The sequence below is a fragment of the Streptomyces sp. ID05-26A genome, from assembly GCF_033794685.1.
Lineage (GTDB): Bacteria > Actinomycetota > Actinomycetes > Mycobacteriales > Pseudonocardiaceae > Lentzea.
Genome location: NZ_JARAYZ010000001.1, coordinates 757553 through 780042 on the forward strand (window position 1 = coordinate 757553; position 22490 = coordinate 780042).

General features: G+C 69.3%; 25 protein-coding genes. 9 read left to right on the plus strand and 16 right to left on the minus strand.

The window, feature by feature from the left end:
* Position 1 precedes the first annotated feature (1 nt).
* Both PV646_RS03690 and PV646_RS03695 read right to left on the minus strand, forming a co-directional pair.
* Positions 2 to 730, minus strand: coding sequence for a DoxX family protein (locus PV646_RS03690; RefSeq protein ID WP_500340024.1), 729 nt, complete (start codon positions 728 to 730; stop codon positions 2 to 4).
* Between the two features lie 69 nt (positions 731 to 799).
* Entirely contained in the window at positions 800 to 1714 is a 915-nt protein-coding gene (locus tag PV646_RS03695; protein WP_500340025.1) for a 2-hydroxyacid dehydrogenase, read from the minus strand.
* Positions 1715 to 1742: 28 nt separating this feature from the next.
* On the opposite strand from PV646_RS03695, the gene PV646_RS03700 reads away from it, so the two are divergent.
* The gene (locus tag PV646_RS03700; protein ID WP_500340026.1) at positions 1743 to 2621 is read left to right on the plus strand and encodes an alpha/beta fold hydrolase; all 879 of its coding nucleotides are present in this window, start codon (positions 1743 to 1745) and stop codon (positions 2619 to 2621) included.
* A gap of 36 nt (positions 2622 to 2657) precedes the next feature.
* Complete coding sequence (locus PV646_RS03705; protein WP_500340027.1) at positions 2658 to 3818, plus strand: PQQ-dependent sugar dehydrogenase; 1161 nt, start codon at positions 2658 to 2660, stop codon at positions 3816 to 3818.
* Here the strand turns inward: PV646_RS03705 and PV646_RS03710 are convergent.
* Complete coding sequence (locus PV646_RS03710; protein ID WP_500340028.1) at positions 3775 to 4755, minus strand: LysR family transcriptional regulator; 981 nt, start codon at positions 4753 to 4755, stop codon at positions 3775 to 3777. The two genes, PV646_RS03705 and PV646_RS03710, sit on opposite strands and share 44 nt — an antisense overlap.
* A gap of 124 nt (positions 4756 to 4879) precedes the next feature.
* Here PV646_RS03710 and PV646_RS03715 point away from each other — a divergent pair, with 124 nt between their 5' ends.
* The 3 genes from PV646_RS03715 to PV646_RS03725 are packed head-to-tail and all read left to right on the plus strand — an operon-like array spanning position 4880 to position 6125.
* A complete protein-coding gene (locus PV646_RS03715) occupies positions 4880 to 5404 on the plus strand; it encodes a hypothetical protein (RefSeq protein ID WP_500340029.1) in 525 nt (174 codons plus the stop codon).
* Positions 5401 to 5769 (plus strand): SgcJ/EcaC family oxidoreductase, encoded by a 369-nt coding sequence (locus PV646_RS03720; RefSeq protein ID WP_500340030.1) that lies wholly within the window; start codon positions 5401 to 5403, stop codon positions 5767 to 5769. The genes PV646_RS03715 and PV646_RS03720 overlap by 4 nt, the downstream gene beginning before the upstream one ends.
* The gene (locus tag PV646_RS03725) at positions 5766 to 6125 is read left to right on the plus strand and encodes a VOC family protein (protein ID WP_500340031.1); all 360 of its coding nucleotides are present in this window, start codon (positions 5766 to 5768) and stop codon (positions 6123 to 6125) included. Before PV646_RS03720 ends, PV646_RS03725 begins: the two co-directional genes overlap by 4 nt.
* Positions 6126 to 6219: 94 nt before the next feature.
* On the opposite strand, the gene PV646_RS03730 is transcribed toward PV646_RS03725, so the two are convergent.
* The 8 genes from PV646_RS03730 to gatC form a co-directional block, all read right to left on the minus strand.
* Complete coding sequence (locus tag PV646_RS03730) at positions 6220 to 8721, minus strand: M14 family zinc carboxypeptidase (RefSeq protein WP_500340032.1); 2502 nt, start codon at positions 8719 to 8721, stop codon at positions 6220 to 6222.
* Positions 8722 to 8932: 211 nt separating this feature from the next.
* A complete protein-coding gene (locus tag PV646_RS03735) occupies positions 8933 to 11311 on the minus strand; it encodes a CHAT domain-containing protein (RefSeq protein ID WP_500340033.1) in 2379 nt (792 codons plus the stop codon).
* A 288-nt stretch (positions 11312 to 11599) separates the two neighbouring features.
* A complete protein-coding gene (locus PV646_RS03740) occupies positions 11600 to 11893 on the minus strand; it encodes a hypothetical protein (RefSeq protein ID WP_500340034.1) in 294 nt (97 codons plus the stop codon).
* 221 nt (positions 11894 to 12114) lie between these two features.
* Complete coding sequence (locus tag PV646_RS03745; protein ID WP_500340035.1) at positions 12115 to 12822, minus strand: hypothetical protein; 708 nt, start codon at positions 12820 to 12822, stop codon at positions 12115 to 12117.
* A 65-nt stretch (positions 12823 to 12887) separates the two neighbouring features.
* Entirely contained in the window at positions 12888 to 14390 is a 1503-nt protein-coding gene (gene gatB, locus PV646_RS03750) for an Asp-tRNA(Asn)/Glu-tRNA(Gln) amidotransferase subunit GatB (protein WP_500340036.1), read from the minus strand.
* A complete protein-coding gene (locus PV646_RS03755) occupies positions 14387 to 14584 on the minus strand; it encodes a hypothetical protein (protein ID WP_500340037.1) in 198 nt (65 codons plus the stop codon). Before PV646_RS03755 ends, gatB begins: the two co-directional genes overlap by 4 nt.
* Positions 14581 to 16065: an Asp-tRNA(Asn)/Glu-tRNA(Gln) amidotransferase subunit GatA gene (gatA, locus tag PV646_RS03760; protein WP_500340038.1), complete on the minus strand. Its 1485-nt coding sequence runs from the start codon at positions 16063 to 16065 to the stop codon at positions 14581 to 14583. Before gatA ends, PV646_RS03755 begins: the two co-directional genes overlap by 4 nt.
* A complete protein-coding gene (gatC, locus tag PV646_RS03765) occupies positions 16062 to 16361 on the minus strand; it encodes an Asp-tRNA(Asn)/Glu-tRNA(Gln) amidotransferase subunit GatC (RefSeq protein WP_189154510.1) in 300 nt (99 codons plus the stop codon). The genes gatA and gatC overlap by 4 nt, the downstream gene beginning before the upstream one ends.
* A gap of 216 nt (positions 16362 to 16577) precedes the next feature.
* Here gatC and PV646_RS03770 point away from each other — a divergent pair, with 216 nt between their 5' ends.
* A complete protein-coding gene (locus tag PV646_RS03770; protein ID WP_500340039.1) occupies positions 16578 to 17246 on the plus strand; it encodes an ACT domain-containing protein in 669 nt (222 codons plus the stop codon).
* Here the strand turns inward: PV646_RS03770 and PV646_RS03775 are convergent.
* Positions 17243 to 17926, minus strand: a complete 684-nt coding sequence (locus PV646_RS03775) for a 3-keto-5-aminohexanoate cleavage protein (protein ID WP_500340040.1) — start codon at positions 17924 to 17926, stop codon at positions 17243 to 17245. The two genes, PV646_RS03770 and PV646_RS03775, sit on opposite strands and share 4 nt — an antisense overlap.
* A gap of 60 nt (positions 17927 to 17986) precedes the next feature.
* Here PV646_RS03775 and PV646_RS03780 point away from each other — a divergent pair, with 60 nt between their 5' ends.
* Positions 17987 to 18109, plus strand: a complete 123-nt coding sequence (locus PV646_RS03780) for a hypothetical protein (protein ID WP_500340041.1) — start codon at positions 17987 to 17989, stop codon at positions 18107 to 18109.
* 66 nt (positions 18110 to 18175) lie between these two features.
* Entirely contained in the window at positions 18176 to 18409 is a 234-nt protein-coding gene (locus PV646_RS03785) for a hypothetical protein (protein WP_500340042.1), read from the plus strand.
* Here the strand turns inward: PV646_RS03785 and PV646_RS03790 are convergent.
* Positions 18406 to 18840 carry a GNAT family N-acetyltransferase gene (locus PV646_RS03790; protein ID WP_500340043.1) on the minus strand — a complete coding sequence of 145 codons (435 nt, stop codon included), beginning with the start codon at positions 18838 to 18840 and terminating at the stop codon, positions 18406 to 18408. The two genes, PV646_RS03785 and PV646_RS03790, sit on opposite strands and share 4 nt — an antisense overlap.
* A 38-nt stretch (positions 18841 to 18878) precedes the next feature.
* On the opposite strand from PV646_RS03790, the gene PV646_RS03795 reads away from it, so the two are divergent.
* Complete coding sequence (locus PV646_RS03795; protein ID WP_500340044.1) at positions 18879 to 19295, plus strand: SWIM zinc finger family protein; 417 nt, start codon at positions 18879 to 18881, stop codon at positions 19293 to 19295.
* Here the strand turns inward: PV646_RS03795 and PV646_RS03800 are convergent.
* The 3 genes from PV646_RS03800 to ligA are packed head-to-tail and all read right to left on the minus strand — an operon-like array spanning position 19284 to position 22470.
* Entirely contained in the window at positions 19284 to 19793 is a 510-nt protein-coding gene (locus PV646_RS03800; RefSeq protein WP_500340045.1) for a hypothetical protein, read from the minus strand. The two genes, PV646_RS03795 and PV646_RS03800, sit on opposite strands and share 12 nt — an antisense overlap.
* Before the next feature lie 60 nt (positions 19794 to 19853).
* Positions 19854 to 20354: a GNAT family N-acetyltransferase gene (locus PV646_RS03805; RefSeq protein WP_500340046.1), complete on the minus strand. Its 501-nt coding sequence runs from the start codon at positions 20352 to 20354 to the stop codon at positions 19854 to 19856.
* Complete coding sequence (ligA, locus tag PV646_RS03810; RefSeq protein ID WP_500340047.1) at positions 20347 to 22470, minus strand: NAD-dependent DNA ligase LigA; 2124 nt, start codon at positions 22468 to 22470, stop codon at positions 20347 to 20349. The genes PV646_RS03805 and ligA overlap by 8 nt, the downstream gene beginning before the upstream one ends.
* Positions 22471 to 22490: the final 20 nt, after the last annotated feature.

Here is a 22490-nt window from a genome sequence, read left to right on the forward strand (position 1 = left end):
CTTACCGGAAGACGAAGTACGTGACCGCGGCGCCGCCGATCCCGATCACCAGCGCGATGAACCCGGCTGCCAGAGGGTGGCGGAACCAGCTGCGGTTGTAGTCCAGCGCGGCCCGGCCGGGCCCGGCGAACAGCGCCGCGAACGCCATGCCCGCGAGTGCCAGCTCCAGCTCCACGCCGTTGGGGCCGAAGAAGCCGCCCTTGTACTGCAGCGCGATGACGTTGGCCATCACCGCGAGCAGGCCCGCCGCCGCGAGCGGCGTGAAGAGGCCCAGCACGAGCAGACCGCCGCCGGCGAGCTCGGTGATGCCGGTGACCCAGGCGAGGACCACGGACTCGCGGTAGCCCATCTTCTCGAGCGACTGGGCGAAGCCGTTGATGCCGGGGCCGCCGAAGAGCCCGAAGACCTTCTGCAGGCCGTGCAGCACGAAGATGCCGCCGAGCACCGCCCGCAGCCCGAGCAGACCGATGTCCGGGCCGGCGGTCCAGCCGAACTTCTTGCGCTCGTCCTCGAACGGGTCCTCGTCGCGGGAGTCCACAGTGGACGTGTCCAGCGGCGTGTAGGCCGTCGTGTCGAACGACTTCGTGGTCGAGTCGTACGGCGACAGAACGTCCGACCCGGCTCTGGTCGTGCCGTCGTCGAAGTGGTGCACTCCCCCTCCGCTGCTCGAGTAGAACGAGTCGTCGGAGAAAGCGCTCGAACTCGCCGAGCCTTTGTCGTGAGTAGCCACGCCCGCACGCTAGGGGGCCTCGTGCGGGCGCGCGAGAGCCGAACGGCAGCCCAGTTTCACCCGTTCAGACTAATAAGTCCCGTGGACCAGATTGCGGGGTTCCTCCCCGGCGGCGAACCGGGCGATCTCCGAGATGGCGATGGCGTACGCGCGACGTCCGCTGCCCGTGCACGACCCGGCCACGTGCGGGGTCAGGAACAGGCCCGGCGCGGTCCACAGTGGATGATCGGCCGGCAGTGGTTCGGGATCGGTCACGTCGAGGGCCGCGCGCAGCCGTCCGGAGGTCAGTTCGGCGAGCAACGCGTCGGTGTCCACGACCGGTCCGCGTGCCCCGTTGACCAAGATCGCGCCGTCCTTCATCGCTGCCAGGAACTTGGCGTCGACGAGGTGGTGGGTCTCCTCGGTCATGGGCGTGAAGACGACCACGGCGTCGAACTCCGGCAGCAGCTGCGGCAGCTCGTCCTGACCGTGCACGCCTTCCCGGGCGGTGCGACCGACGAGTGTGGCGGACGCGTTGAACGGTTCCAGACGCTTGCGCAGCTGCTCACCGAGATCACCGGCGCCGACGATCAAGACCTTCTTGTCCTGCAAGGTGTCCGTGGCGTGGAAGTCCCAGCGGCCCTCGACGCGTGCCTTCTCGAAGACGAAGAAGTCCCGGTAGATCGCGATCAACGCGCCGATGGCCCACTCCGCGGTGCTGCCGCCGTGCGCGCCCCGGCACGTGGAAAGCATCACACCGTCGGGCACCTTGCCGACGAAGTTCTCGGCGCCTGCGCTCAGGAGCTGCACCAGCTTGAGGTTCGGCAACTGCCCGAACACCTCGCGCGGGTCCGTGCCCGAGAGGAACCGCGGGATCAGGACCTCGGCGTGCGCGCCCTCCTCCGGCAACGGCTCCCCCGGCACGTAGCGAACCGGCCGGACACCGTCCACCTGAGACAGCGCTTGAACTCCGAAATCATCTGGCACGAGCACGGTGAGCGTCACAAGAGCAAAGTACGTCAGAATGTTCGTCATGCGGGAGCGCGACGTCATTGCGTGGGACGGCACGAAGATCCGGACGTGGCAGGTGCCCGGCGAGGGGACACCGGTGCTGCTGTGCCCCGGCGTGGGGTCCGGCCCCGAGTCGTGGCCTTCGCTGACCGAGCGCGAGGGCCTGCTCAGCTGGTACATGCGCGGCACGATGGGCTCCGACAGGCCGGTCGACGAGCGCAACATCTCGCTGGACGACCACGTGTCGGACGCGATCGCCGCGATGGACGACGCGGGGGTCGAGCGGTGCGTCGTCATGGGCTGGTCGATGGGCGTGACGATCGCGGCCGAGCTGGCGTTGCGTCATCCGGAACGGGTGGCGGGCCTGCTGCTCGTCGCGGGCGCACCGGGTGACTCGTTCGACGCCATGTTGCCGCTCGTCCCCCAGAACGTGCGCCGGTTCGTCGGGCTGACGGGCGCGAAGCTGTTGCAGCAGGCCGGTCCCGTGCTGGACAAGGTGCTGCACCACCTCCCGGTGACGGACGCGACGACGTTCCTGTTGCGGCACAGCGGCGTGATCAAGCCGTCGAGCGACCCGAAGGCCGTCACGCACGCGGTGAGCCGGTTCCTGCAGCACGACTGGCGCTGGTACTTCACGCTGGCGCTCGCACTGGGCGCGACGCCGCGGCAGGACCTGAGCCCGATCGTGTGCCCGGTCACACTGCTGGCCGGGCGGGACGACGTGCTGGCGACGACGGAGAGCATGTCCGGGCCGGTCGGTTCGCTGCCCCAGGCACGGCTGCGGCTGCTGCCGTGCAGCCACTACCTGCCGCTCGAGGCGCCCGAGGTGGTCAGCGCCGAACTCGACCTCCTGCTCGACCGGGTCAGCGCGGTCGACTTCGCCACGTCCGGGAGAAGTTGACTTCGGGTTCACGGTCGTCCACCTAACCTGGGGGACGTGGTTCGTTCCGTTGCGTTGCTGACCGCCGCCTGCCTGCTGGCAGGGGGCTGCGCGAGCTTTCCCGACGAGCCGGCGCCGACGCAGTGGAGCGTGCAACCACAGCTGACCCCGCAGGCAGGCCCGAAGCCCGAGCTGCCGGGTGAGTACCGCCCGACGCCGGGCGACCCCGGCCGCAACCCGGCGCCGCAGAGCGTGCCGCCGCCGCAGGGCTGCAAGGACTACCACCCGGCCGTCGTGGCCACGTGCCTCAACCCCGTCACAGGCGTCGCCCCGATCGGCGCGGACGCCAAGGGCGGAGTCGCGGCCTACGCGACCGAACGCGGTGGTCGCCTGCTCAAGGTCACCAAGGACGTCGACCCGGTCGTGGTCGCCCAGATCGAGGCCGACGCGTCGACCGACGGCGGACTGACGGGCCTGACGCTGTCGGCGACGTTCGCGGAGGACCAGCTCGCGTACGTCTACGTCACGACGGCGACGGACAACCGGGTGCTGCGCATCGCGCCCGGTGACACGCCCAAGCCGATCCTCACCGGCATCCCGAAGGGCCCGTCGGGCAACCGCGGTGTGCTGGCGAGCGACCGCAAGGGCGCGATCCTCGTCGCGACCGGTGACGCCGGGAACCCGGCGCTGGCCGCCGACCCGAACTCGCTGGCCGGCAAGGTGCTGCGGATCGACGGCTCCGGCCAGCCCGCCCAGGGCAACCCGACGGCCGGCAGCGCGGTCGTCTCGGCCGGGCTGCGCCTGCCCGGCGGCCTGTGCGTCTCCGCGGACAGCTCGAAGGTCTGGGTGACGGACTGGACCGCGAACGCCGACGTCGTCTACCGCGTCCAGCCGGGCAAGCTCGGCGAGGCCGCGTGGAGCTGGCCGGACAAGCCCGGTGTGATGGGCTGCGCGTCGTACTCGGACATGCTGATGCTGGCGACGTCCAAGACGCCCGGCCTGCAGTCGTTGTCGATGAACGCCGCCGGGGCCTTCACCGGCAAGCCCGAGCTCACGATGCAGGAGGACGGCTTCGGCCTGCTCGGGCCGGTGGAGATGCTGAACGAGTCGGCGTCGCTGGTCGGCACGGTCAACAAGGCCGGTGGTCAGCCCATCTCGTCGGACGACAGGGTCGTCATCGTCGTGCGTCCGGACCCCGCCGGTGGCTCCAAGGACTGAGGGCGAACCGCTCTCCTCCGTCGCGCCACCACCGGGCGTAGACCTCGCTCTCCTCGACCAGCTTCAGATACCCGGTCGCGACCTGCTCGCACAGGTCGTCGATCTCCTCGGCGACCGGCGCGTCCGTGCGCCAGGCCAGCACGACCTCGCGCACCAGCGGGTTCCCGGTGATCGGCAGGCGCGCGACGCCGGGCGGGGTGCTGCCGACCGGGTAGAGCGGGCAGACCGCCCCGGACTCCCTGATCAACGTGAGTGCGACGTGCGCCTCGCTGCTGAAGTGCGCGATCCGCTGCTCGAAGCCGCTCGCCGCGCACTCGCGGGCGAAGTGGGCGTTCATGCCGCTGTCGTCGGGCTCGGGCATGACCCACTTGTCGTGCGCCAGGGCTTCCAGTGCGATCTCGGGCTGTCGTGCGTGCGGGTGGTGCTCGGGCACACCGACGAACAGCGGTTCGCGGGTCAGCAGGCGATGGCCGGCGTTCGGCGGAAAGGTCAGCGGAGTTCCGGGGAATTGCCGCAGGACGGCGATGTCGAGTTCGCCGGTGGTGAGCAACGCGGTGAGCGTCGCCGTCTCCTTGACGGTGCGACTCGTGACGTTGTCCTTTAACGCGGCGACGAGTAGTCCGAAGTGATGAGCCGGAATTCCCGCGAGCCTGGTGGGAGCGCTGGCGCATTGCGTGTTACGGCGCGTTACGCGTTCCAGCGTGACGAGCTGAGTGAGCATCGACCGCGCCTCCTGCACGAAGTCCTGACCGGTCGGCGTGAGCTTGACGCCGTCGTTCGCGCGCAGGAACAGCGTGCCGCCCAGGTGGTCCTCGATGCGTTTGAGCTGCGTCGTCACCGCGGGCTGGGTCAGGTGGAGCCGGGCGGCGGCCTTGCGCAGGCTGCCGCAGTCGGCGATCGCCACGACCAGTTCGAGATGCCGCACTTCCAGACGCATGAGCCCGATGTTATCGCTCAATGTAATAGGTCGAACACCCTTCGCAGTCGATACGTTCGACCCTGTGATGGAATTGGCCGAGCGTCCGGTACGCACTGATGCGGTGCTGTTTTCGGATCGCGCTGTGAAGACGTTTCTGGAGGCCGCGTCCGCCGAATACTCGTTCATCACCGAGGACGAGCCGAGACCGTGTTTCGCGGTGTTGCTCGGCCGGTCCGCCGGCACCGAGGCGGTGGTGTCCGAGGTGGCGTTCGGCCGCAACGCGCGCCTGACGGACCCGTCGGCGCGGGAGGAGTTCGCGGCGACGATCGTGCCCCGGTTCGGCACGGCGTACGAGAACCCGGTGCGCGCGTGGTGGCTCGACCCCGCGGACCTGCTGACGATCACGCGGGCGGCGGACGCGCGGGACCTGGACGTGCTCGGCTCGATCCACCTGCACCCGGACTGGCACCGGCTGGGTCCTGAGTGCGAGCGGAACCGGCCGTTGAGCGACAGCCCGACGCCGATGGACGAGCACATGTTCCGCAACAGCGGATGGCCCGTGAACGTCGTCTGTTACCTCGAACGCCGCCATGGCGGTCTCTACTACTCGCTTGCCGCATGGGACGCGTCGTGCCTGCGCCTGCCGTTGAGGATGAATCACGCATGACAGAACAGATCTACGCGCTGTGGCACCGCATGGAGCAGGGCTGGGCTCAGGGCGACGGCACGGCGTTCGCGTCCGTCTTCGCCGAGGACGTCGACTTCGTGACCGTGCGCGGTGAGGAACTGTTCGGGCGCCGCGCGGTGGCGGTGGGCCACGGACAGCTCTTCGCCGGGCCGTACCGCGACACCAAGCTCACCGCGGAGATCAGCCTGATCAGGCCGCTGACCTCGGACGTCTCGGTCGTGCACGTCACGTCGTCGATCGCCCCGGCGGGCATCACCACCCACGCGCAGGCCGTCGTCGTGCGGCGGTCCGACGGCTGGGAGATCGCCGCGTTCCACAACATGATCCCGAAGGGACAGTCATGAGCAGGCCCAGGTTGCGGCACATCGCGTTCGTCGTGCAGGACGCCGAGGAGATGGCTGACTTCTACACGTCGCGGTTCGGGATGTCGTTGTTCCACACCGATCCCGACGGCAGCCACTTCGTCACCGACGGGTACATGAACCTGGCGTTGATCCAGCAGCGGCTCGACGGGGACGTGCCGGCCGGGTTCAACCACTTCGGGTTCCAGGTGGAGGACGTCGCGCCGTTCCTGGAGACGCTGGAGCCGCGGCCCGCGCTGAGGGGTGGGGACCGTCCGTTCGCCGAGTACCGGGCGATCGATCCCGAGGGCAACTGGTTCGACCTGTCGGCGCACGGTTTCCTGCCGCCAGGGGTCTGAGGTTTCAGGCTTGGTGGTCCTGGGCAACCTCGGTGTGGGGTACGTGCAAGAGGGGCGGGGACGGCTGTCGGGGCCTCCCCGCCCCTAGCTACGTCTACTGCGTGCCACTCCAGAAGATGGCGCGTGCGACCTGCGCGTACAGGCCCTTCGGGTGGTTGCGGAACATCGGCTCGGTGCCGAACAGCACGACCTTCGCGCCGTTCGCCGCCGTGCCCGACACGACCGCTGCCTGACCCGCTGCCGCGTCCTGCCCGCCCGTGCCGTTGTCACGTGCGTGCCAGTGGCCCGCGGCGATCACCGTGCTGCCGTAGCGCTGTTCGACCGTCACGCCGGTGCCGAGGTTCGTGAACCACTGCGGGGCGTAGACGAACGAGTGCGGCAGTGCGCCCGTGCCGATCGGACCGGTGCCGTTGACGACGTTCACCACGCCGTTGGCGTCCTCCCAGCCGGCCGTGGGCGTGGCCTGCAGGAGCTTGGCGTCGGTGTTGAACCTGCTGCCCGTCGCGCCGCGCGTGACCACTCCGCCGCGCTTCAGGAACTCGTCCAGCGCGGCCTTCGCGGTGGCGTTGAGCTGCGTGTAGTTCAGGCCCGCGCCCACGTACAGCGCGTCGATCCGCGACCAGTCGAAGCCCGCGTTCAGCACGGCCGTGGAGATCGTGCGGACGTCGAACCCGGACTCGCGCAGCACCTGCAGTTCGTCGGCGGAGACCGCGGCCGCGATCGTCTTGCGCTGCAACGCCTGGCCGCCGGGCCTGGCGGTGGAGAACCGCACGCCGTAGCGGTCGGCGACCTCCTTCGCGGCGGCCCTGTCCCTGGCCGGTACGACGATCGTGCCGTCGTCCTGGCGGCGCAGTTCGAGGCCGCGGCCGAGCAGGTCGTTGACCGCGCTGACGTCCTTCTGGTCGGTCAGCTTCAGAGCGAGGTCGGCGCCGGGTGCGGCATCGACGTCCCCGGTCGGTGCGGCGGCCACGACGGGCTTGCCGTCGAAGCGGAACTGGCCGCTCTTGTAGATGTCGACCGACGCGCCCCAGAGCAGGCGGTGGCTCCAGCCGGAGATGTCGTACATGACCGGTGCCTTGTCGGAGATGTCGCTGCCCTGCTCCAGCATCACGTTCGCGAGGCCGCGCTTGGGCTGGTGCATGTCCACGACGTACGACCCGGCCGGATAACGCTTGCCGCCCAGCGTGAACGGCTTCTCGGCGCGTTCGACCCGGACGTCGTGCCGGACGAGCTGGTCGACCAGCCGTGCGGTGGCGGGCGCGGAGCGTTCGTTCGTGATCACGTAGGCGCGCGGGAACTCCGTGCTGAAGCGGTCTTCCGGGCCGAAGCCGGGCACGAAGCCGTCCGGGATCTGCCGCTGCTTCTCGCCTGCCGCGCCACGGCGGAACATCTCCGTCTGGTTCGAGATCAGGCTTCTGCGGTTGTCGTCCACGTAGTCGAGCGTGGTCTTGATGGTGGCCTCGACGACGTCCGTGTTGATCTTCGACCGGCGCTGGAGCTCCTGGGCCGGCAGGGCGTCGTAGTCGGCCCGGTTGACGCGCATCGGGATCTCGATCGTGTACGAGACGGCACCGTGGTACATCGAGTACTGCGCGGTGTAGATCGGCGCCCAGCCGTCCCACTCGCCGACCGGGTAGTCGCGGAACGGGATCTCCGGCTTCGCCGCCTCGGGATGTCCGAGAGCCTGCACGGCCTTCTCCATCGCGAGGCCGCCCGCGTAACCGTGCTTGATGTACAGGTCGAAGTCGTAGTTCTGGCCGTGCGGCGGCGTGGTCGGCTCGATCAGCGTGTTCGCCACGTAACCGTGCTCGTCCAACATCATCAACGGCTGAGTGCGCTCCACGATGTCCTGCATGGCCCGGTTCTCGGGCTGGGAGTTCGTGACGAAGTCGCGGTTGAGGTCGAAGCCCGCGTTGTTCGCGCGCGTGCCGGCGACACGACCGTCCGGATTCGCCGTGAGGTTGAAGTAGACCCTGCTGCGCTGCAACAGTTTCCGGGTCTCCGCGTCGTCACTCGTGGCGAGGTGCTCGATGACCCGCAACGCGCCGTCGGTGCCCTCCCACTCGTCGCCGTGGATGTTGTTGTTGACCCAGATCGGTGCCTTGTAGAGCCCCGCCGGGACGTTGCGCCCCTCTTCGATGGTGGCGCGGAACCGTTCCTGGACCCTGGTCTCCGTCGCGCTCTCCGGCGCGGTCAGCGTGACCAGGTACAGGTCGCGGCCGAGTCCCGACTGGCCGACGACCTCGACGGAGATCCTGTTGCTCTTCTGCTGCAACGCGTTCAGCTTCGGCGCGAGCGAGTGGTACGGCGCGAGGCCGAGCTTGATGGACTTGTCGGCCGTGTTCTCCGGGTACGTCCGCAGCGTCGTCCGGCGCGGGTAACCCTGGTGCCTGTCGGCCTTGTTCTCCCCCTGAGCCACGACGGACAGGGCTTGGAAAGCGCTGTCCAGGGTGGCGACGTCGTTGCGCTCGGGCCCGTTGCCCGGTTCTCGGTCTGTGACCGGAGATGGTGGTGCAGTCGGTTGCGCCGTTCCGTTGACGGGAGCCGCTACCACCGCGGCGGCCGCAAGAAGAACAGCGAGCAGAGTTCTGCGCATACGGACTTTTCTCGCACAACGGCCCGCGTATCGACTAGAGCCGATAGGCGGGCCGTTGCATCCCCTCGGTCAAGACCTGTGCCGTCGAGAGTGGCACAGACAGTCGACGATCGGCGAGAGAAGTTCACCAACCGCCCGTCTTAAATGGGGCACAAATCACCGCTGACCAGCGCGTTCATTTCACTGAACGACGTACAACCACTCGAACGGACTAGCCGGACCCCAGACAGAGGAACGGCCGGCGGAACGGATCCTTGGCCATCGCCTCGGCCAGAGCCACCGCGGGCGCCGCCCCGGCGACCAACGCCCGGTGGTAGTCGGCCATCGCCGCCGCACTGGCCTCGTCACCGACCTTGCTGGCGGCGGCGACCACGGTCCGCGTGCCCCCGGCCAGCATCGCTCCGGCGAACCCCAGCGCCTCGTCACCGGGCCTGATCCGGTTCAGCGCCAGCTCGCACGCCGCGAGCACCACGTGCGCGGGAGGCTTCCGCAACCTGCCCAGTTCGTGCGCGAACAACGGCCCGTCGACCAGTTCGAGCCGGGAGAACAGCGCGTTCTCGGTCTCGTGCTCACCGTGGGCGGCGACGTGCACCAGGTCGGCCCCGTCGAGGTGCGCGAGGACCTCGGTGGCGGTGGCGACATCTCCGGACAGCATGGTGGCGTTGGCGTGGTAGGTCGCGAGCTTCTCGACCTCGGCGTGCCCGAAGAGCAGCCCGGGCCCCTGCACCACCAGCACCCGGTCGGTCCTCGGCTGACCGCCCTGAGCCGCGGCGATCCAGGCGGTAGCCGAGGGAGCGGTGGCGACCGGCCGTCCCTGCAGGCTCGGCAACACACCCCACGGCACCGCGTACAGCTCACCGGTCGGCACCATGACCAGCTCGCGATCGCCGATCAGGTGGGCGAGAGGCTTGATCAGCAACGCGTCGAGCCGGTCGGCCTGCCGGTGCGCCGATCCCCCGATGACCTGCACCAACGGCTGTGGCAGGTGGTCGGGCGCGAGGGCGTTGAGGTCGAAGTGGAGTTTCTGTGCGCTCTCCAGCGCATCGGCCGCGCCACCGAGCCGCACGAGGCTGACCCGACCGCCGGCGATCACGACCGCCGCCACCTTGCCGCCGGACACGACGTAGCTGACCATGGCCCGCTCACCGAGTTCCGCGATCACCTCGCCGACACCGGCGACGGGCCGGGGCCTGCCCCAGCGCTGCGAGTGCCAGCCGAGCCGGTTCGCCTCGCGCTGCGCCTTCACGAGCTTGCCGCGCAACTCCGCGGTCGGCTGCCCCGACAGGCCGTGGCGCAGGATCGCCCAGCTGAGGTTGCGCACCTCGGTGATCCGCTCGGCGACCTCGTTGTTGTCGGTCGCCTCCAACGGCTCATACCGATACGTCTGCGCCCGCGTGCGTTCCAGCCAAGCGAAGAGCCGCCGGGCGTTCGCGTCCTGGAGCGCGAGCGTGATCGCGAGCTCGCTCAACTCCCTGCCGTGCACGGCGGTGGCGGACACCAGCTCCAACCCACCGAGTTGGTCACGCACGCGACCCAGTTCGTCGAGCGCCTGACGGGCGTGCGTCAACGCGGCGCGCCGACTTCCCTTGGCCAGCGCCAGTTCCGCCAGCACGAGCCGGCGTTGCATGCGGTGGTCGAGCGGCGTGACCGCACGGGGCCCCGGCACCTTCTTCAACAGCACTTCGGCATCTGCCAGCCTGCCGCGCCGGATCTCCAGCCGGGTCGCGAGGAGCAGCGCCAGCCGCGACTCGTCCACGAGGTGGTTGGCCGCCAGCTCTTCGGACAGCGCCAATGCCTTCTGCACCAACGCGTTCGAGATCCGCCCGGTCCGCATGGCGTGCCGGCCGTGAGCCCACAGCTCGATCAGGCCGGCCATCATCCACCAGGTGCTGCCGCGGCGGACGAGCTTGCGTTCGGACCGCTTCGCCATGCGGCGCGCGAGGTCGAGCTGGCCGTCCAGCAGCGCGGCCGAGGCGCGGAACATCTCGACCTCGGCGATCTCCTGGCCGAACTTCTCCTTGCGCATGACCGGAAGTGCCTCGTCGAGGTGTTTGCCGGCCTCATCGGACAGCCCGATCATAAGCATGGCCTCGGCCTGGTCGAACTGCAGGCGGGCCAGCAGGGCAAGCCGATCATCGGCACGGAAGATCCGTTCCGCTTCCTCGTACCGCCTCAGCGCCTCAGCCAGCTCACCGCTCTGCTTGTGCACATTTCCCAGTGCGTGCACCAAGAACGGGTAGAAATGGAGAAGTTCGTGCTCACGAGCGAGGCGGATTCCGCGTTCGAGGTCGGCGATGGCCCGTTCGCTCCTGCGCACCGCAGCCAGCGCGAACCCGCGGTTCAGCAGGGTGGAGACCAACATCTGCACCAGTGCACGATTCTCACCGGTTGTGGTGAGGCCGACGTCTTCCCCGACCGACTCGATGAACCTGGTGAACCAGTCGACAGCCTTCTCTGGTTGACCCATGCGCATGACCATGAGGCCTTGGTTGTGGTCCACACCCGCGTTCAGCAGCGTCCTGATCGCGAGGTCCTCAATGGTCCCGATCTCGTGGCGAGCGAAGTCGAACGCCTCGACTGCGAGCTCCATGCCACTGGTCTCGCCTTGGCACAGTCCCAAGGTGTAGAAGATGCGAGCACGAATCGCCGCTCGTTCTGGGCTTGGGTCTACGCGCTCACTGCGCACGAGCGCACGCTTGAGGAGCCGGGTGGCCGAGGGAAAGCGGAACTTCGCCTGCTCCGCCCAACCTCTCTCGTACAACTCGCGCGCTCTCTCCAGGGAACGAGCGGGCATGTGATCATCACACCACACGTGTCCACGCAGCGCTGCCCGCCAACCAGGCACAGCGCCTGGCAGCGGGCAGAGCACGCTGAGTTACTAGCTGGCCTTGTTGTCCGGGTGGTTCGGGCAGTCGTGCGTGTGCTCGACGTCGCCGCCCGAGTCCATGGCGCCCTCAGTGATCCGCAACGGACGCCTGAAGGGGGCCCCGGGGCCGCCGCCACAGCACATCGGCGTGACTTCGGGGTCTTCCTTCTTGTCCGGCTTCGGCACCTCGGTCGGCGGCGCCGGGATCGGGTCCGGCTCGACGACCGGCGTGCCCTCGAGCACGGACTCCGCCTCCTGAACGACCTCGTTCTCGACCACTTCCAGGTTGTCGCGCTGCACAGCCATGAGGTTCCCCCCTCGTTTGGACTACTACTTCTCATCCCCCCAGATGAGCTGCACGGAGAGAGTGACACACACGGCTACACGCACACGTCTCAATTAGCTAACAGCCACTCGGAAGGCCTAAGATCACCAACGCTGACCTGCACTAACAGGTGACCCTTTGTGATTTTTGTGGCGAATGTGTATCTACCGGCAGCCGGCGTGCACGGCCGGCCGAATCGGCCCTAGATCACGGGCGTCGTCGTGAGCCCCGGAGGCAGGCGCAGCCAGGCCGTGGACTCGGCGTCCCACCCGGTCAGCATCGCCGGGCCGTGCGGTGTGGCGACCGGGACGTGTTGCGCGGTGAGGAGACCGGTGACGGTCAGGTGCACGGCGTCGAAGTCCTCGGCCACTCGCGGCCAGTCCACCCGGGTGCTCGCCGGGCGTGGGTAGCGGTTGACCAGGCGCTCGTAGTCGGCGGGTGATCCGATGGCGCACAGCCTGACGCCGGTCGGGTCGAAGGCGAGCGCGTGCAGTGGCCGGTCGCGGCCGAACTCCGCCCACTCACCCCACTGCCACATGCTCGTGCCGTCCGGCAGGAAGGACGAGGTCCACAGCGCTCCGGCCGGTTTGTCGTCCTGGGTGGGCCGGTCGATCAACGTGACCGCGGAAGGCACCGCACTCCGCGCGAACCGCGACTGGGGTGATCGCGGGGCGGTGGCGGACAGCGGGCCGGAGGACAGCCGTCTCATCACAGCGGCGGCGATGGCGTCGAGCTCGGGAACGCGCCGGGCGGTGAACGCGCGGCCGGAGTGCCGTTGGGACGCGGCGAAGGTGATGTGCCGGTAGAGGTCTTCGTCGGCAAGCCGGTCGAGGAGGACCTCGTCGCCGATGAACCCGCACAGTTCGAGGAGCACGGGGCTGCTGACCCCGTTGAAGACGTGGTCGGTCATGGAAGTCGCGGCGGCACAGGCGAAGCGGGAGCTGGACGCGGGTGAGGCGTCCAGCTCCCGACCCGTCAGCTGCAGCGTGCGAGCACGATCTCGCGCACGCGGGCGGCGTCGGCCTGGCCCTTGGTGGCCTTCATGACCGCGCCGACGATGGCGCCGGCCGCCTGGACCTTGCCGTCGCGGATCTTCTGCGCGACGTCGGGCTGGGCCGCGAGGGCCTCGTCGACCGCCTTCTCGAGGGCCGAGTCGTCCGAGACGACCTTGAGACCGCGCTTCTCGATGACGTCCTCGGGGGAGCCTTCGCCCTCCAGGACGCCGTTGACGACCTCGCGGGCGAGCTTGTTCGTCAGCGTGCCCGAGTTCACCAGCTCGATCACCTTCGCCACCTGGGCCGGGGTGATGGCGAGGTCGGTGAGCTCGACGCCCTTCGAGTTCGCCTGCTGCGCGAGGTACGACACCCACCAGGAGCGGGCCTCGTCCGGCTTCGCGCCCGCCTCGACGGTGGCGATGATGACGTCCAGCGCGTTGGCGTTGACCAGGTCGCGGAGGACCTCGTCGGTGAGGTTCCAGTCCTTCTGGATGCGCGCGCGGCGCTCCCAGGGGAGCTCCGGCAGGGTGCCGCGGAGCTCGTCGACCCACTCGCGCGACGGCGCGATCGGGACCAGGTCGGGCTCCGGGAAGTAGCGGTAGTCCTCCGCCGTCTCCTTCTTGCGGCCCGGTGACGTGCTGCCCGAGGACTCGTCGAAGTGACGGGTCTCCTGGATGACCTCGCCGCCGGACTCGAGCACCGCGGCCTGACGCGTCATCTCGAAGCGGACAGCGCGTTCGACGCTGCGCAGCGAGTTGACGTTCTTGGTCTCGGTGCGGGTGCCCAGAGCGCCGGTGGTCTTCGGGCTGAGCGACACGTTCGCGTCGCAGCGCAGCGAGCCCTGGTCCATCCGGACGTCGGACACGTCGAGCGCCTTGAGCAGGTCCCTCAGCGCCGTGACGTACGCACGGGCGACCTCGGGGGCGCGCTCCTTGGTGCCCGGGATCATCTTCGTGACGATCTCGATCAGCGGCACGCCGGCGCGGTTGTAGTCGAGCAGCGAGTGCTCGGCGCCGTGGATTCGACCGGTGGCACCGCCGACGTGCAGCGACTTGCCGGTGTCCTCCTCCATGTGCGCGCGCTCGATCTCGACGCGGATGACCTCGCCGTCGTCCAGCGTCACGTCGAGCCAGCCGTTGAACGCGATCGGCTCGTCGTACTGCGACGTCTGGAAGTTCTTCGGCATGTCCGGGTAGAAGTAGTTCTTCCGCGCGAACCGGCACCACTCGGCGATCTCGCAGTTCAGCGCGAGGCCGATGCGCATCGCCGACTCGACGGCCTTGCCGTTCACCACCGGCAGCGAGCCCGGGAGACCCAGGCACGTGGGGCAGGTGTTCGTGTTCGGCTCGCCGCCGAAGACGTTGGCGCAGCCGCAGAACATCTTCGTGTTGGTGTGCAGCTCGACGTGCACTTCCAGGCCCAGGACGGGGTCGTACTTCTCGATGACCTCGTCGTAGTCCATCAGCTCAACCAGGGAGGTCATGCCAGGTCGTCCTTCCGCAGAGCGCGAGCGGCCAGCGCGGCACCGGTGACGGCGACCGCGATGCTGGCGATCGCGTTCGCCAGGGCCAGCTTGTCCTTGTTCGCGCGGGCGGACTTGAAGCCCGAGAACGCGCCCACGGCTCCTGCGACGGCGCCGGCGAGGCCGAGGAAGCCCCTTGCCTTCTTGATGTTCACAGCGACGGACCTCCGAACGCGCCGCGCGCGGCCTCGTAGGCTGCGGCCACCCGGTACATGCGGTGGTCCTGCAGCGCCGGAGCCATGATCTGCAGGCCGACCGGCATTCCGTCCTCATCGGACAGACCGCTCGGGACGCTCATGGCGGGGGTGCCCGCGAGGTTCGCGGGAATGGTGCAGAGGTCGGCCTTGTACATGGCCATCGGGTCGTTCGCGCGCTCGCCGATCTTGAACGCCGTGGTCGGCGTGGTCGGGGAGATGAGCACGTCGAACTTCTCGAACGCCTTCGCGAAGTCCTGCGTGATGAGCGTGCGGACCTTCTGGGCCGAGCCGTAGTACGCGTCGTAGTAACCGGACGACAGCGCGTACGTGCCGATCATGATGCGGCGCTTGACCTCCGGGCCGAAACCGGCCTCGCGGGTCAGCGACATGACCTCCTCGGTGCTGCGCGTGCCGTCGTCGCCGACGCGCAGGCCGTAGCGCATGGCGTCGAACCGGGCGAGGTTCGACGAGCACTCGCTCGGCGCGATGAGGTAGTACGCCGGGAGCGCGTAGTCGAAGCTCGGGCACGACACGTCCGCGATCTCCGCGCCGAGCTCCTTGAGCTGCGACACGGCGGCCTCGAAGCTGCGCGCGACGCCCTGCTGGTAGCCCTCACCGCTGAACTGGGTGACGACACCGATGCGCAGGCCGGACAGGTCGCCGTTCAGGCCCTCGCGGGCAGCGGCGACGACCGGCGGGACCGGGGCGTCGATGGACGTGGAGTCCATGTGGTCGTAGCCCGCGATGATCTCGTGCAGCAGCGCGGCGTCGAGCACCGTGCGCGCGCACGGACCGGCCTGGTCCAGCGACGACGAGAACGCCACGAGGCCGTAACGCGACACACCGCCGTAGGTGGGCTTCACGCCGACGGTGCCGGTGACGGCGCCGGGCTGGCGGATCGAGCCACCGGTGTCGGTGCCGATCGCGAGCGGCGCCTGCAGGGCGGCCAGGGCGGCGGACGAGCCACCGCCGGAGCCGCCGGGGATGCGGTCGAGGTCCCACGGGTTGTGCGTGGGGCCGTACGCCGAGTTCTCGGTCGACGAACCCATGGCGAACTCGTCCATGTTCGTCTTGCCGAGGATGACGACGCCGGCTTCCTTGAGCTTGCGCGTCACCGTGGCGTCGTAGGGCGGGATCCAGCCTTCGAGGATCTTGGAACCGACCGTGGTCGGCACGCCCTCGGTCGTCATGACGTCCTTGAGCGCCAACGGCACACCGGCGAGCGGCGAGACCTGCTCACCCGCCTTGACGGCCTCGTCGACCCGGCGGGCCTGCGCGAGCGCGCCCTCGGTGTCGACGTGCAGGAAGGCGTGGACCTTCCCGTCGGTCTCGGCGATGCGGTCCAGGTGGGCCTGCGTGACCTCGACGGACGAGATCTCGCCGCTGTGGATCTTCGCGGCGAGTTCCGCCGCGGTGGCGTGGATCAGGTCGTTGGTCATGCTTCCTCACCCAGGATGCGGGGCACGCGGAACCGGCCGTCCTCGGCCTCAGGAGCGCCGGAGAGCGCCTGCTGCTGACCTAGGCTCGGACGGACCACGTCCTCGCGGAAGACGTTGGTCAGCGGAACGGCGTGCGACGTCGGCGGGATGTCGGCCGTGGCGATGTCGCCAACGGAAGCCACCGACTGGAGGATCACGTCGAGCTGGCCGGCGAACAAGTCGAGCTCGTCCTCGGACACAGCCAGCCTGGCGAGCTTCGCCAGGTGCGCGACCTCGTCGCGGGAGATGCTGGGCACTCCTGTCAACCCCCGTAGGGTCGGGATTACGAATCGGGAACCCCGTGAGTCTATGGGCTGGTCAGGCGCGCCTTCGAACGGGTTACCGCCTCTATGGTTGACCGGCACGTCAACTTAACCGGTTCGCAACGCGGACAGCAGGTCATGCGTTGACGATGCGTCTGCGAGAATCACCGACCGGCAACGGCGCGAGACGCGGGGTCTCTCGCACGAGCTATGGAGGCGTTCACCTTGTCGTTCCTGATCCGGGTCCAGCTCCCGGACCGTCCCGGCACCCTCGGCGCGGTCGCAACGGCATTGGGCGAGATCGGGGCGGACATACTCAGCGTCGACGTGGTGGAACGCGGTTCCGGCGTCGCCATCGACGACCTCGTCGTGGAACTCCCCTCCGGCCGCCTGCCGGACACGTTGATCACCGCCGCCGAGTCCATCGAGGGCGTCGAGGTCGACGCGGTCCGCCCGTACGCGGGCATCCTCGACACACACCGCGAGCTCGAACTGGTGGAGGAGATCGCCGAGGAACCGCGCAAGGGCCTCGAGATCTTCACCGAGGGCGTCCCGAAGATCATCCGCGCCGGCTGGGCCATCGTCGTCGGCCCGCAGGGCACCGGCATCACCCGCCTGACCGCGTCGTCGGCCGCCCCGGAGACCCGGATGGCGGACGTGCCGTGGTTCCCGCTGGAGCGCGCGACCGTGCTCGACGGCGAGGAGGAGTGGGTGCCGGAGACCTGGCGCGAACTGGGCACCGAACTCGCCGCCACGCCGCTGGGCAAGCCGGACCGCGTCCTGGTCGTCGGCCGTCCGGGCGGCCCGATGTTCCGCGCGGCCGAGGTGGCCCGCCTGGCGCACCTGGCGGGCATCGTCGCGGTCGTGCTTCCCGACTAACTCGGAGCCCTCGTCCGCTGGCGCTTCCTGGCGAGCGCGACGAGTTCCGCGTTGTTCTTGGCCGTGCGGCCGTCGGGCATCCGGAGCGTGTCCTCCAGACCCATGCGCACGTGCAGTTCGAGGAGCGCGGCGTAGTCGAGGACGGTCCAGGCGTCGGCGTCGCGGCCGTGCAGCAGGACCGGCAGCCCCAGTGGTTCCACCTGAGCCAGCAGGCTTTCCGCCGTGTCCCTGGTCGCCGTGACGGTGATGCGGCTGACGCCTGGCGGCAGGTCGGTCAGCTGAGCCGGGGCCGCCACGACCAGCTCGACCCTGACGTTGACTTGGTGCAACGCCTGCGCGAGGTCCCGCCAGCCGGGCTGGTCGACGTGCACGCTCGCGATGTCGGGCCGCCCCGCCGCGAGCGGCGCCCAGCTGCCGATCAGCCTGGTGCGGGCGCCGGGCACGTCCGTGGACACGCTGATCTCGATGCCCGGCACGGCGGCGCGGACCGTCGCGATCGTCGTGGCCACCTCGGGCCCGACGAGCGTGAGCGCGCCGATGACGTCTCTCGGGTGGATGTGCACCGACGTGACGCCGAGCGCGGCGACGTCAGCCGCGTCCTCGGCGAGGCGTTCGGGGGACAACGGCAGGGCCGGGTGCTCCTCGGCTGTGCGGGAGCCGTTCAGACAGGCTTGCAGCACACCTCATACGGTCCCACACAATCCTCGTTCCGGCGTTGCTCCAAGGGCTAGCTTGAGGTCATGCGACTGGCTCTGGTGGTGGCTCAGGCGAACGGTGTGGCGATCGGTGATCTGGCGCTCGGGGTGGCCGGGGTGCTCGCGGTGGCGGCGGTGATCGTGGTGGCGCTCAAGCGGAAGCGCTGACTCGCCCTGCGGGATTCGTGAAGTGACCCCAGAATCTGCCGTGATCGCCCCACTTCTGCTGGAGGTATGAAGATCATGGCCATCACCGTGAACCTCGACTCGCTCCTCGACAAGGCGTACGAGGACAAGCCGCTCACCGACATCCTGGACGCCCCCGTCGACGCGCTGCAGGGCGTGAGCCCCGGAGACGCGGAGAAGCTGAAGGCCGCGTTCAACATCAAGACCGTGCGGGACCTGGGCACCAACAAGTACTTCCGCGCGGCCGTGACGTTGCTCGACCTGGAGACGACGGCCCGCTAGAGCACGATGCGGTAGTGGACGAACTGCGTCTTCTCCGCGACCTGGTCGTAGAGCCTGCGGGCTGTCCCGTTCGACTCCTGGGTGTGCCAGTAGACGCGGACGCAGTCCTGTTGCCTCGCCCATTCCGCGACCGCCTCGACGAGTGCGCGGCCGACGCCCCGGCCGCGCGCCTCGGGGGCGGTGAAGAGGTCCTGGAGGTAGCAGACGTCCGGGCCGGACGTGCTGGGGTGCTTGAAGAAGTGCACGATGCCGGCGAGATCGCCGTCCGTGCGGGCACATAGGGCGTGGATGGTTTTGTCCTCTTGGAACGCTTCCCACTTCTCGTCGTAGGTTTCCGCTGGCAGCGTGCGTTCGTAGAAGGTGTTGTATCCCTCGAAGAGCTTCTGCCACGTCGCTCGGTCGGCGGGCTGGAGTGGGCCGATCGCGATCATGTTGATCCTTTCTGTGGTCACCCGGTTGGATGACCCCCGTGTCGACGACCCTCACCACCGAGCTGCTGTTGCACCGCGCGGGTACCAAGTCGTACTGGCGCGGTCTGACCTACCGCGAGGCCGTGCTGTCCCTTCGGGTGCACAGCAGGCACGTGGCGGCGCGGGTGCGGGGCGGTGACGAGGACGCCTACCTGGTGGAACTGTCGTGGTCGGGGACGCTTCTGATGGGGGCGTGCAGTTGCCCGCACGGGTCCGAGGGGTTCTTCTGCAAGCACTGCGTGGCCGTCGGGCTGGTGCTGCTCGACCGAGGTGAGACGGTGCCGCCGCCGGACGCGGAGGACGTCGAGCTCAAGGACGTGCTGAGAGCGCTGCCCGCCGAGGTGCTGCGGGACCTGCTGTACGAGCAGGCCGCGGGGGACTCGAAGCTGCGGGCGCGGATCGTCTCAGCACTCTGACGGGCGCTGTGTCTCCGGCAGCAGCGCGCAGTGCTTGTAGTGGCCGAGTGCGACGTCGGCGAGCACCCAGCCCTCGGCCGTGCGGGTGAAGGTGAGCAGGTGGGGCAGGCCGTAGCCGGTGAACGGAACCGGGCCCGGCTCGGCGAAGTACAGCTCGGCGTGCTCGTCGACGCGTACCACCACGGTCCGGCCGGTCTGGTCGGCGTGGAACCGCACGGCGCGTGTCTCGACCACCGCCGCCCGGTAGCGGGTGTGGGCCGACGCGCTGGCCGCGGCGAGCTTCGTCTCGTGCACGGCCAGTTTCCCGGCCAGCGCCTCGGTGACCGGCACACCGAAGCCCGGCGTCTGCGGGCCGGTGGTGACCTTCTGCGCCCTGTTCTGCAGGTACCGCTGCGCGATGCCGAGGATCTCGCCCTGGTCGGCGTCGGCCAGCGCCACCGGGGTGGCCGAGGCGCCCAGCAGCGCCGCGGCCACGAGCAGGACAGCGGTTGCTCTCACGGTGCGAACCCCCATTCGCCGACGGCTACCCGATGGACGTCCGGTGGCCCGTCCGGTTGCTCAGAGCGGCAGCCCGTACGCGTACGCCCTGAGGTTCACCCCCGGCAGCGGTGACCAGTCGCGTTCCGGCAGCCGGGTGAACCCCAGCCGCTCGTACAACCGGTGTGCCGCCAGCATCTTCTCCGACGACGACAGCACGACGTCGTTCGCGGCGGCGGCACGAGCCTTGTCGATCACCGCGCGCACCAGGGACTCGCCGACGCCACGGCCTCGCGCCGCCGACGACACCGCCAGCATCCGGAACTCCAGCTCACCCGGCTTCGAGATCTCCGCGTAGGGCGTGCCGGGGCGCACCACCGTCACGGAGCCGAGGACCGTGCCCGACTCGTCCTGCGCGACGAGCAGCTCGGCGTCGCGGAAGCGGGACGCCGCGTCGGCGAGCAGGGTCGCGTAGTCGTCGTGGTCGCCCACGATGCCGTCCGCGCGGTACGCCTCGACCGTCAGGGAGCCGACCGCGGGCAGGTCGGCCTCCGTCGCCGGGCGGATGATCAGGTCAGCCATCTGCGCCTTCTTCCACTGAGCCCTCGTCGACCGGAAGGGCCACCTCCCTCGCCGCGTCCGGACCCTGCTCCAGCAGGACGCGGAACCCCGCCTCGTCGAGGACGGGGACCTTCAGCGAGACGGCCTTGTCGTACTTGGATCCTGGCGAGTCGCCGACCACCACGAAAGCGGTTTTCTTGGACACCGAGCCCGCCGCCTTGCCGCCGCGGGCGAGGATCGACTCCTTCGCCGAGTCGCGTGAGTACTCCGTCAGCGAGCCGGTGACCACGATGGACAGACCCTCGAGGTTGCGCACGATCGACTCGTCGCGCTCGTCCTCCATCCGCACGCCCGCGGCCCGCCAGCGCTCCACGACGCCCTGGCGCCACTCGGTCTCACGCCACTCGACCACGGCCGTCGCGATGGTCTGGCCGACGCCCTCGGCGCCGGCGAGAGCCTCCTCGGGAGCCTCGACGATCGCGTCCATCGAGCCGAACTGCTGCGCCAGCGCGCGGGCCGCCGTCGGGCCGACGTGGCGGATCGACAGCGCGACCAGCACCCTCCACAGAGGACGCTCCTTCGCCGCCGCCAGGTTGTCGATCAGCTTCAGCGCGTTCGCCGACAGCTCGCCCTTCATCGTCAGGAAGCGCTCGACCTGCCGCAACGCGTCCGCGTCGAGGTCGAACAGGTCGGCCTCGTTCGTGTAGATCGTGGACTCGGTGATCGCGGCCGCGGCCTCGTAGCCGAGCACCTCGATGTCGAGCGCGGCACGGGAGGCCAGGTACGCCAGGCGTTCGCGCAGCTGACCGGGGCACGTCTCCGCGTTGGGGCAGCGGATGTCGACGTCGCCCTCCTTCATCGGGCGCAGCACCGAGTTGCACTCGGGACAGCGGGTCGGCATCTCGAACTCGCGCGCGTCGGCCGGGCGCGCGGCCAGCACCGGGCCGAGCACCTCGGGGATCACGTCGCCCGCCTTGCGGATGACGATGCGGTCGCCGATCAGCACGCCCTTGCGCTTGACCTCCGACCCGTTGTGCAGCGTGGCCCGCGCGACCGTCGAGCCCGCCACCTTCACCGGCTCCATCAGCGCGAACGGCGTCACCCGGCCCGTGCGGCCCACCTGGACCTGGATGTCGAGCAGCGTGGTGGTGGCCTCCTCCGGCGGGTACTTGTACGCGATGGCCCACCTCGGCGCCCGCGACGTCGTGCCCAGGCGCCGCTGCAACGACACCTCGTCGACCTTGACCACCAGCCCGTCGATCTCGTGGACCGCGTCGTGCCGGTGCTCGCCCCAGTACTCGACCTTCTTGCGGACATCCGCCGGGTCGGTGAGCACCTCGGTGTGCGGGGACGTCGGCAGGCCCCACGCTTTCAGCGCCTCGTACGCGAGCGACTGGCTGGCGGCGTCGAAGCCCTGGGACTTGCCGATGCCGTGGCAGATCATCCGCAGCTTGCGCGACGCGGTGACCTTCGGGTCTTTCTGCCGGAGCGATCCTGCCGCCGTGTTGCGCGGGTTCGCGAACGGCGGCTTGCCCTGCTCGACCAGCGAGGCGTTCAGGGCCAGGAAGTCGTCCACCGCGAAGAAGACCTCGCCGCGCACCTCGACCAGATCCGGCACCGGGTACTCGGCGGACCCCTTCAGCACCACCGGGACGTCCGCGATCGTGCGGACGTTCAGCGTCACGTCCTCGCCCGTGCGGCCGTCGCCCCTGGTCAACGCCCGCGTCAGCCGGCCCTTCTCGTAGAGCAGGTTGATCGCGAGGCCGTCGATCTTCAGCTCGCACAGGAAGTGCGTGCCGGCGCCGATCTCCTTCTGGACGCGCTCGAACCAGCCCGTCAGCTCGTCCTGGGCGAAGACGTTGTCCAGGCTGAGCATGCGCTCCAGGTGGTCGACCGCCTTGAACTCGGTCGAGAAGGTGCCGCCGACGAGCTGCGTCGGCGACTCCGGTGTCGCGAGGCCGGGATGCTCGGCCTCCATGGCCTCGAGCCGCTTGAGCAACGTGTCGAACTCACCATCGGTGACGATCGGGTCGTCCAGCACGTAGTACCGGAACTGGTGCGAGCGCACCTCTTCCGCGAGCACGGCATGCCGCTCGCGCACCTCTGCGGGGACGTCTTCAAGGCTCTCGCTGGTCACGTCACACAGCTTAGTGACCA

What these genes read in the sequence shown, in the direction of transcription:
- PV646_RS03700 (WP_500340026.1), top strand. Translation starts at nt 1,743, where the DNA reads ATGCGGGAGCGCGACGTCATTGCGTGGGACGGCACGAAGATCCGGACG.
- PV646_RS03710 (WP_500340028.1), bottom strand. Translation starts at nt 4,755, where the DNA reads ATGCGTCTGGAAGTGCGGCATCTCGAACTGGTCGTGGCGATCGCCGAC.
- PV646_RS03720 (WP_500340030.1), top strand. Translation starts at nt 5,401, where the DNA reads ATGACAGAACAGATCTACGCGCTGTGGCACCGCATGGAGCAGGGCTGG.
- PV646_RS03725 (WP_500340031.1), top strand. Translation starts at nt 5,766, where the DNA reads ATGAGCAGGCCCAGGTTGCGGCACATCGCGTTCGTCGTGCAGGACGCC.
- PV646_RS03730 (WP_500340032.1), bottom strand. Translation starts at nt 8,721, where the DNA reads ATGCGCAGAACTCTGCTCGCTGTTCTTCTTGCGGCCGCCGCGGTGGTA.
- PV646_RS03735 (WP_500340033.1), bottom strand. Translation starts at nt 11,311, where the DNA reads ATGGAGCTCGCAGTCGAGGCGTTCGACTTCGCTCGCCACGAGATCGGG.
- PV646_RS03740 (WP_500340034.1), bottom strand. Translation starts at nt 11,893, where the DNA reads ATGGCTGTGCAGCGCGACAACCTGGAAGTGGTCGAGAACGAGGTCGTT.
- PV646_RS03745 (WP_500340035.1), bottom strand. Translation starts at nt 12,822, where the DNA reads ATGACCGACCACGTCTTCAACGGGGTCAGCAGCCCCGTGCTCCTCGAA.
- gatB (WP_500340036.1), bottom strand. Translation starts at nt 14,390, where the DNA reads ATGACCTCCCTGGTTGAGCTGATGGACTACGACGAGGTCATCGAGAAG.
- gatA (WP_500340038.1), bottom strand. Translation starts at nt 16,065, where the DNA reads ATGACCAACGACCTGATCCACGCCACCGCGGCGGAACTCGCCGCGAAG.
- PV646_RS03770 (WP_500340039.1), top strand. Translation starts at nt 16,578, where the DNA reads ATGGAGGCGTTCACCTTGTCGTTCCTGATCCGGGTCCAGCTCCCGGAC.
- PV646_RS03780 (WP_500340041.1), top strand. Translation starts at nt 17,987, where the DNA reads ATGCGACTGGCTCTGGTGGTGGCTCAGGCGAACGGTGTGGCGATCGGT.
- PV646_RS03785 (WP_500340042.1), top strand. Translation starts at nt 18,176, where the DNA reads ATGAAGATCATGGCCATCACCGTGAACCTCGACTCGCTCCTCGACAAG.
- PV646_RS03790 (WP_500340043.1), bottom strand. Translation starts at nt 18,840, where the DNA reads ATGATCGCGATCGGCCCACTCCAGCCCGCCGACCGAGCGACGTGGCAG.
- PV646_RS03805 (WP_500340046.1), bottom strand. Translation starts at nt 20,354, where the DNA reads ATGGCTGACCTGATCATCCGCCCGGCGACGGAGGCCGACCTGCCCGCG.